The sequence below is a fragment of the Acinetobacter sp. WCHAc060042 genome, from assembly GCF_003231195.1.
Classification (GTDB): Bacteria; Pseudomonadota; Gammaproteobacteria; order Pseudomonadales; family Moraxellaceae; genus Acinetobacter.
In genome coordinates this window covers 100,176-106,880 of the sequence record NZ_QKVN01000008.1, presented here as the reverse complement: position 1 = coordinate 106,880, position 6,705 = coordinate 100,176, and the positions used below count along the sequence as shown (strand labels likewise).

Here is a 6,705-nt window from a genome sequence, read left to right as displayed (position 1 = left end):
CCTAAAGGCTTCTTTTTACAGAAAAAAGATCAAATAAGCAACATCTTACAGCGCTGCAATCTGATCCATATTCGCTTTAATCTTCACTAACTGGTCAGCAAACTCAGCCAGCTTAACTTTCTCACCTTCAACCACAGCCGCAGGTGCTTTAGCAACGAAACCTTCATTGCCCAGTTTAGTAGCAATTTGGTCATGCTGCTTTTGCACTTTGTCTAAGTCTTTCTGCAAACGCCCCAATTCTGCTTTCGGGTCAATTAAACCTTTCATTGGAACAAAGACAGACGCATGGCCTACAACACTCGATGAAGACAATGGCGGTTGCTCACCCTCAGCCAAGAAGGTAATGCTTTCTACTTTAGCCAACGCTTTAAACAACGCTTCAATACGTGTGATCTGTGCTTTCTCAGCTTCCGTCGTGTTTTGTAGAAGCACTGGTAATAAACGTGCATTACCTAAGCCCATTTCACCACGGATGTTACGTACCGCACCAATCAAACCTTGAAGCCATTGCATATCGGCTTCAGCTTGTTCATTTACACGCTCAGGGTTAGCAACAGGGTATTGCGCCAGCATAATAGTTTCAGCAGAAATACCAAGTTTCGGTGCAAGTGTCTGCCAAATTTCTTCAGTCAAATACGGCATGATTGGGTGTGCAAGACGTAAAGATGCTTCCATCACCGCAAGAAGTACACGACGAACTTCAGCTTTACGCTCAACCGACACATTTTCATCATTCAGAACAGGTTTGGTCAGCTCAACATACCAGTCACAGTATTCATTCCAAATGAACTCATAAATGGCTTGTGCAGCCAAGTCTAAACGGTAAGTTGCAAACGCTTGTTGAACCGCAGCTTCGGCTTTTTGCAGACGGCTCACGATCCACTGTTCAGGCAATTCCCAAAGGTCTTGACGAACTTCAGTGCCAATCACTTGCTCTTCACAGTTCATCATCACGAAACGGGTTGCGTTCCAGATTTTGTTGGCAAAATTACGGTAACCTTCAACACGTTTCATATCGAACTTAATGTCGCGACCTGTGTTCGCAAGTGCACAGAAAGTGAAACGAACCGCATCCGTACCATAGGCTTGAATGCCTTCTGGAAATTCTTTACGGGTTGATTTTTCAATCTTCGCTGCTTGTTTCGGGTTCATCAGACCTGTAGTACGTTTTTGTACCAAAGTCTCAAGGTCTACACCGTCAATCAAGTCAAGAGGGTCAAGCACGTTGCCCTTAGATTTCGACATTTTTTGACCTTCGCCATCACGAACTAAACCGTGAACATAGACCGTTTTAAACGGCACTTGTGGCGTACCATCTTCATTCTTCATGAAGTGCATCGTAAACATAATCATACGAGCAACCCAGAAGAAGATGATGTCAAAACCAGTCACTAACACATCAGTTGGGTGGAAAGTATTGAGGAAATAGTTTTCCGCATCTTTCTTGGCATCGCCAGTCCAACCAAGGGTTGAGAACGTCCAAATCGCAGAAGAGAACCAAGTGTCGAGTACGTCTTCATCTTGGCTAAGCGCAACATCAGCAGGGATGTTATTTTTGGCACGGACTTCCGCTTCGTCACGACCCACATAGATGTTGCCTTCAGCATCGTACCAAGCGGGAATACGGTGTCCCCACCAAAGTTGACGAGAGATACACCAGTCTTGGATATTGTTCATCCACGCCATGTACATATTGCTGTACTGTTCAGGAACAAACTTGATACGACCATCTTGAACCGCTTCAATGGCAGGTTGCGCCAATGGTGCAATTTTTACATACCATTGGTCTGTCAATAATGGCTCAACGATTACACCTGAACGGTCACCGCGAGGTGGTTTAAGCGTATAAGGTTGGATTTGATCTAACCAGCCTTCAGCTTCGGCTTGTTCAACCAGTTTTTTACGTGCTGCAAAACGTTCTAAACCAATATAGTCCGCAGGCGCAGCGATGGTTTTCGAGATTTGCTCACCCGCTTTCGCGATGTATTCAAACTCAGCCAATACTTCTGCATTTTTGTTGAAGATATTGATGATTGGTAATTCACAACGCTTACCGACTTCATAGTCGTTAAAGTCATGAGCAGGCGTGATTTTCACACAGCCAGTACCGAATTCTTTATCGACATATTCATCTTTCACGATTGGAACAGCACGACCTGTAATTGGCAGGATAATGTTCTGACCCACAAGGTGCGTATAGCGTTCATCATCCAGTGCCACAGCAACCGCAGTATCTCCGAGCAATGTTTCAGGGCGTGTGGTCGCTACAACGATGTGGTCTTTACCATCATGGGTACGTAGGTTTTTATCTTCAAAAAAATATTTGAAGTGCCACAATGAACCTGCTTCTTCTTTATCTGATTCAACTTCGAGGTCAGAAAGCGCCGTTTGTAATTTTGGATCCCAGTTCACCAAACGTTTGCCACGGTAAATCAAACCGTCTTCGTGCAGTTTAACGAACACTTCTTTGACCGCATTCGATAGACCTTCATCCATGGTAAAGCGTTCACGCGACCAGTCCACTGAAGAACCTAAACGACGGATTTGACGAGTAATCGTGCCGCCTGATTGTTCTTTCCATTCCCAAACTTTTTCAATGAATTTTTCACGACCGAGGTCATGACGGCTGACACCCTGAGCGCCCAATTGACGCTCAACCACCATTTGCGTTGCAATACCCGCATGGTCTGTACCTGGCTGCCATAAGGTATTTTTACCTGACATGCGGTTGTAGCGAGTTAACGCATCCATAATGGCATTGTTAAAACCATGACCCATGTGCAAGCTACCGGTGACGTTTGGTGGCGGAATCATGATACAAAATGACTCACCTTTTTCAGAGGGCTTAAAATAGCCACGCTCTTCCCAAGTTTGGTACCATTTTTTCTCGATCTCGGTCGGATCGTAAGTTGTAGCGATATTTTGCGCTGAATCAGTCATAGTTCAAACAGTTCAAAAGTAGATAAAAAATTGCATCTATTGTAGCAAAGAAATCGTAAATGGGGGCATGTAAAGCAAATGCGTTGATCTAGCAATTGCGACATGAAGCAGAGCGCTTTATGATGTGCTTACACCTAGAGTGCGCATTGTTCGCAGTAAAAATCAAAAAAAAGGGGGGATCACGATGACTTATCAAATTTCTTTAAAATTAAAACCCGAAACTCACCAGCGCTTTACCCATATTCATCAACAGCTCAATGCTGGCGAAAGCCAAAATTTAGCAAAACCACTCGGTGAAGTTCTAGCAGATATTTCGTGTGAAGTAATTGATCAGGTCTTTGGGGATTTAGCCCGACTCTCAACTTCGGGCGATGGAGAGTCGGAAAAAGTCATCAAGCAGATTGTGGATACGATGCGTAAGTACATGCCGTGGTCGGTCTCCTTTTTTTCTAATGATCGCCTAACGCCTATGGTGAATTATTTAGATCGTATGATGTACGATGCTGAAGGAACCCATTTTCTAAGTTATCCTGTCGAAAAGACTTTAGTGAATGAGCTTTTGGGTTGTGCGGAGCAGATGGATAAAGGCAATAATCAATATGTATCACCTGCTTTAAAAGCATTTACTCAAATTGTGGATCAGGGGGTGACCAGTTTGATCCGTGAACCGAAGAAAATGTTGAAATTTAATGTAGTGGTGGATAAAACACTTAATGGGGTGATTAGCTTTACCACTCAATTGGGTTATAAACGCTTTGACAAATTAGGTCGTATTTATGATGCGCAGATGATGAGTCAATATTTTGATCATTTTCTAACTTTTTTAAATGATCAACCTACAAATAAAACTTCGGTATGAGGCAATAAGGACATGGCACAGTTAAACAGTTTAGATGCGAAAGTGGTGTGGATTACAGGAGCATCTTCAGGGTTAGGAGAAGCACTGGCTAAAGAATGTGCCTTACAGGGGGCTGAGGTCGTACTCACGGCACGACGTTTGGATGAACTCGAAAAAGTCCGCGTAGGGCTGCTTAATCCAGATCAACACATTTCTATTTGTGCGGATATTACCGATGAGACGCAGGTCCGTCACGCCTATGAGCAAGTGCTCCAGAAAAAAGGTCGGATTGATTGGCTGATTAATAATGCCGGTTTAAGTCAACGTGCCTTGATTGCCGACACGACCATGCAAACTGAACGCGCGATTATGGAAGTCGATTATTTTTCGCAAGTGTTTTTAACCAAAACAGTTCTGCCGACATTCTTAGCACAAAAATCAGGTCGTATTGCCTTTGTGTCAAGTGTGGCGGGTTTATTGGGGACCCAGTATCGTGCCAGTTATTCAGCGGCCAAGGCTGCTATTCACATGTGGGCAAATAGCCTACGTGCCGAAGTGGCCAATGAAGGTGTAGATGTTTCGGTGATTTTCCCTGGTTTTGTTAAAACCAATGTCTCGTTTAATGCTTTAAATGGCGCAGGTAAACCGCAAGGTCATCAAGATGAAGCGATTGAAAATGGTTTAGAACCAGATATTTTTGCGCAAACCGTAGTAAGTGCTTTGCTTAAAGGTGAAGAATATATCGTAGTCGGTGGACGTAAGGAGAAAATGGGTGTTCTGGTGTCTCGTTTATCACCTAAAACATTGTATAAAATGATTCGTAAGATGAAAGTGAAGTAAAGTGAAACGGGCAGGGAGAAATATGTTCCCTGCCCGTTGAATTGATGTTTTCTTATAGATATAGTTTGGGATCGGACTTTTACTTACTGATTTTATTTAAATAATTTAAAAATAATTCCGCATTTTTCCCACGCACTTGCCAAGACATACAACGCACGCCACCGCCCATATGACAGACATTCGCAGACTGTACTGGAATCACGGTACGTTTGGTTACGCTACGAATTTGCTTTAAAGCGACAGCATCTTCTTTAATCCCAAACTGTGGGAAGTAAATTCGCTCAGGTGTGACCAGCATGTTGGTGTATAAGCCACATGCAGAACCAAACTTTTCATCATAAATCTCACTGCCATCATAAGGAGTGATGATTTCACGAATTTTTACATTGGGAATGCCGCGTTTTAGATCTGCTTTAAGCTGCTTGGCATAGTCGGGATCTTCAGGGTAGGAGTTAATCACCAAGGTGTTTTGGTCGACAAAACTGACCACACCGTCCGCATGTTCCAAGCCACCTTGTTCGTCGGCTTCAATGAATGCAATTTGTTTGGCTCCTGTCAGTGCCATGAGTTTCTTACGCGCTTCGTTTTCGGTTAGCTTGTTATCTGCTAGAAACTTGGTGCTGAGGACGACATTGCCATACCCATCTTCCACCCAATTACCACCATCATTCAACAGTTTGGTCTGAGTAAACTGTAAGCCTGCTTTTTGACTGTAGTATTTAAATTCATCCTGCACTTCATCTGAAATAGCCTGACCTTTTTTAGCCCCACCTTGTCCTGCGGCCGTGTAGCGGAACATGACGGGTTGAGCTGGATTGGCGCTGGTGAAGTCACGCATCCAAATGTCATGCATCGGTGCGATTGCTACATGCTTTTTTCCCAAAGCTTTGACATAGTCGGGGTAGAGCTGTTTGTCTGTCAGAACAACGACATTGTCTCCGTTTTTAATAATTTTTTTTGCATAATCGACGTGGAAATCGAAAATATCATCAATCATTTTTGCATAGTAAGCATCATTACTTTGAGGGGATGCCAGTACAATTAATTCAGCTTTGGCTACAAGTGGGATCATGCTGAGTGCAGCCATACTTATTTTTAGTGCTAAAGATTTCATTATCTGTGACCTATTTACAGTGTAGGTGAAGTCCATTTTTATTTTGTTCAGTGTAGAGAATTATGCTCTAGCTGTACGATAGAAGGTGATCGAGCATGAGCGATTTTGCGCACTCATGCTGTTGAGTTTAGTGAATGGAGGATTAGTTCATAGTCGCTGTTTAAGGAATTTGAATGGCGGTCCCATAAGCAAAGACTTCGACCATACCGCCTTGCATCCCCATTTCTGTAGTCGCCAGTCGAATACAAGCGATGTGTGTTGCGCCGTGTTTTTCTGCTTCAAGCTTAAGTCGGACAATAGCTTCACGACGGGCACGATCTACCACACTTTCATAACTGGTCAGCCGACCGCCCAAAAAGTTTTGCACAGTGGCTAGTACGTATTTGAAGTAATCATGTGAAATCACCACATTGCTACTGATCATGTGTCCAGACTGTGCAAAATTCACTTTGCGCAGATTACCCACAGTGATGTAGGCAAGTCGCTTTTCATTCTGTTCAAGTTCCGCCAAATGTTTGCGTTCGTTATAACGACCAAAGCCAAAACCGACGCTAAAGAGCACCGCAAAGATCAGCAGTTGGAAAACTAAACTTTCCATTGCTTAGGCCTGTGTTGGAAATGGATCGGGGAGATGGTTGTCTAACGGTGTGACACGGACTGCAGTGCCATAAACAAATAACTCAGATGCACCTTGGGCAATATTTGAGGTTGAAAAACGAATACCTACAATGGCATTGGCACCTAAGCCTTGTGCTTTTGCAATCATACGATTCATGGCTTCTTGGCGTGATTCTTCTAAAAGCTCGGTATAGGCAGTGAGTTCACCACCGACAATATTTTTTAACCCTGCCAAAAAGTCGCGCCCGACATGTTTACTTCGAACCGTACTGCCATAGACCACATCCAGTTGTTGAGAAATGGTATGTCCAGGAACAGACTCAAGGTTACTTAAAAGCATAATGTTCAATATTCA

The 6,705-nt window shown here is 43.5% G+C and carries 6 protein-coding genes; 2 read left to right on the top strand and 4 right to left on the bottom strand.

Translation table 11 applies throughout. The features are described from left to right. Positions 1-45: 45 nt before the first annotated feature. Positions 46-2,940 (bottom strand): valine--tRNA ligase, encoded by a 2,895-nt coding sequence (locus DPG01_RS05395; RefSeq protein ID WP_110974401.1) that lies wholly within the window; start codon positions 2,938-2,940, stop codon positions 46-48. A gap of 184 nt (positions 2,941-3,124) precedes the next feature. Between DPG01_RS05395 and DPG01_RS05390 the strand changes: the two genes are divergently transcribed. Both DPG01_RS05390 and DPG01_RS05385 read left to right on the top strand, forming a co-directional pair. After that, entirely contained in the window at positions 3,125-3,799 is a 675-nt protein-coding gene (locus tag DPG01_RS05390; protein WP_110974404.1) for a hypothetical protein, read from the top strand. Between the two features lie 12 nt (positions 3,800-3,811). Further along, positions 3,812-4,618 (top strand): SDR family NAD(P)-dependent oxidoreductase, encoded by an 807-nt coding sequence (locus DPG01_RS05385; protein WP_110974400.1) that lies wholly within the window; start codon positions 3,812-3,814, stop codon positions 4,616-4,618. A gap of 79 nt (positions 4,619-4,697) precedes the next feature. Here the strand turns inward: DPG01_RS05385 and DPG01_RS05380 are convergent, their stop codons facing one another. From DPG01_RS05380 to DPG01_RS05370, 3 genes are all read right to left on the bottom strand, one after another. Next, entirely contained in the window at positions 4,698-5,732 is a 1,035-nt protein-coding gene (locus DPG01_RS05380; RefSeq protein WP_110974399.1) for an agmatine deiminase family protein, read from the bottom strand. 160 nt (positions 5,733-5,892) lie between these two features. Continuing rightward, positions 5,893-6,330, bottom strand: a complete 438-nt coding sequence (locus DPG01_RS05375) for a YbjQ family protein (protein ID WP_110974398.1) — start codon at positions 6,328-6,330, stop codon at positions 5,893-5,895. A gap of 3 nt (positions 6,331-6,333) precedes the next feature. Then, positions 6,334-6,690 carry a YbjQ family protein gene (locus DPG01_RS05370; RefSeq protein ID WP_010327337.1) on the bottom strand — a complete coding sequence of 119 codons (357 nt, stop codon included), beginning with the start codon at positions 6,688-6,690 and terminating at the stop codon, positions 6,334-6,336. Between the last annotated feature and the right edge of the window lie 15 nt (positions 6,691-6,705).

What these genes read in the sequence shown, in the direction of transcription:
- DPG01_RS05390 (WP_110974404.1), top strand. Translation starts at nt 3,125, where the DNA reads ATGACTTATCAAATTTCTTTAAAATTAAAACCCGAAACTCACCAGCGC.
- DPG01_RS05395 (WP_110974401.1), bottom strand. Translation starts at nt 2,940, where the DNA reads ATGACTGATTCAGCGCAAAATATCGCTACAACTTACGATCCGACCGAG.
- DPG01_RS05380 (WP_110974399.1), bottom strand. Translation starts at nt 5,732, where the DNA reads ATGAAATCTTTAGCACTAAAAATAAGTATGGCTGCACTCAGCATGATC.
- DPG01_RS05370 (WP_010327337.1), bottom strand. Translation starts at nt 6,690, where the DNA reads ATGCTTTTAAGTAACCTTGAGTCTGTTCCTGGACATACCATTTCTCAA.
- DPG01_RS05385 (WP_110974400.1), top strand. Translation starts at nt 3,812, where the DNA reads ATGGCACAGTTAAACAGTTTAGATGCGAAAGTGGTGTGGATTACAGGA.
- DPG01_RS05375 (WP_110974398.1), bottom strand. Translation starts at nt 6,330, where the DNA reads ATGGAAAGTTTAGTTTTCCAACTGCTGATCTTTGCGGTGCTCTTTAGC.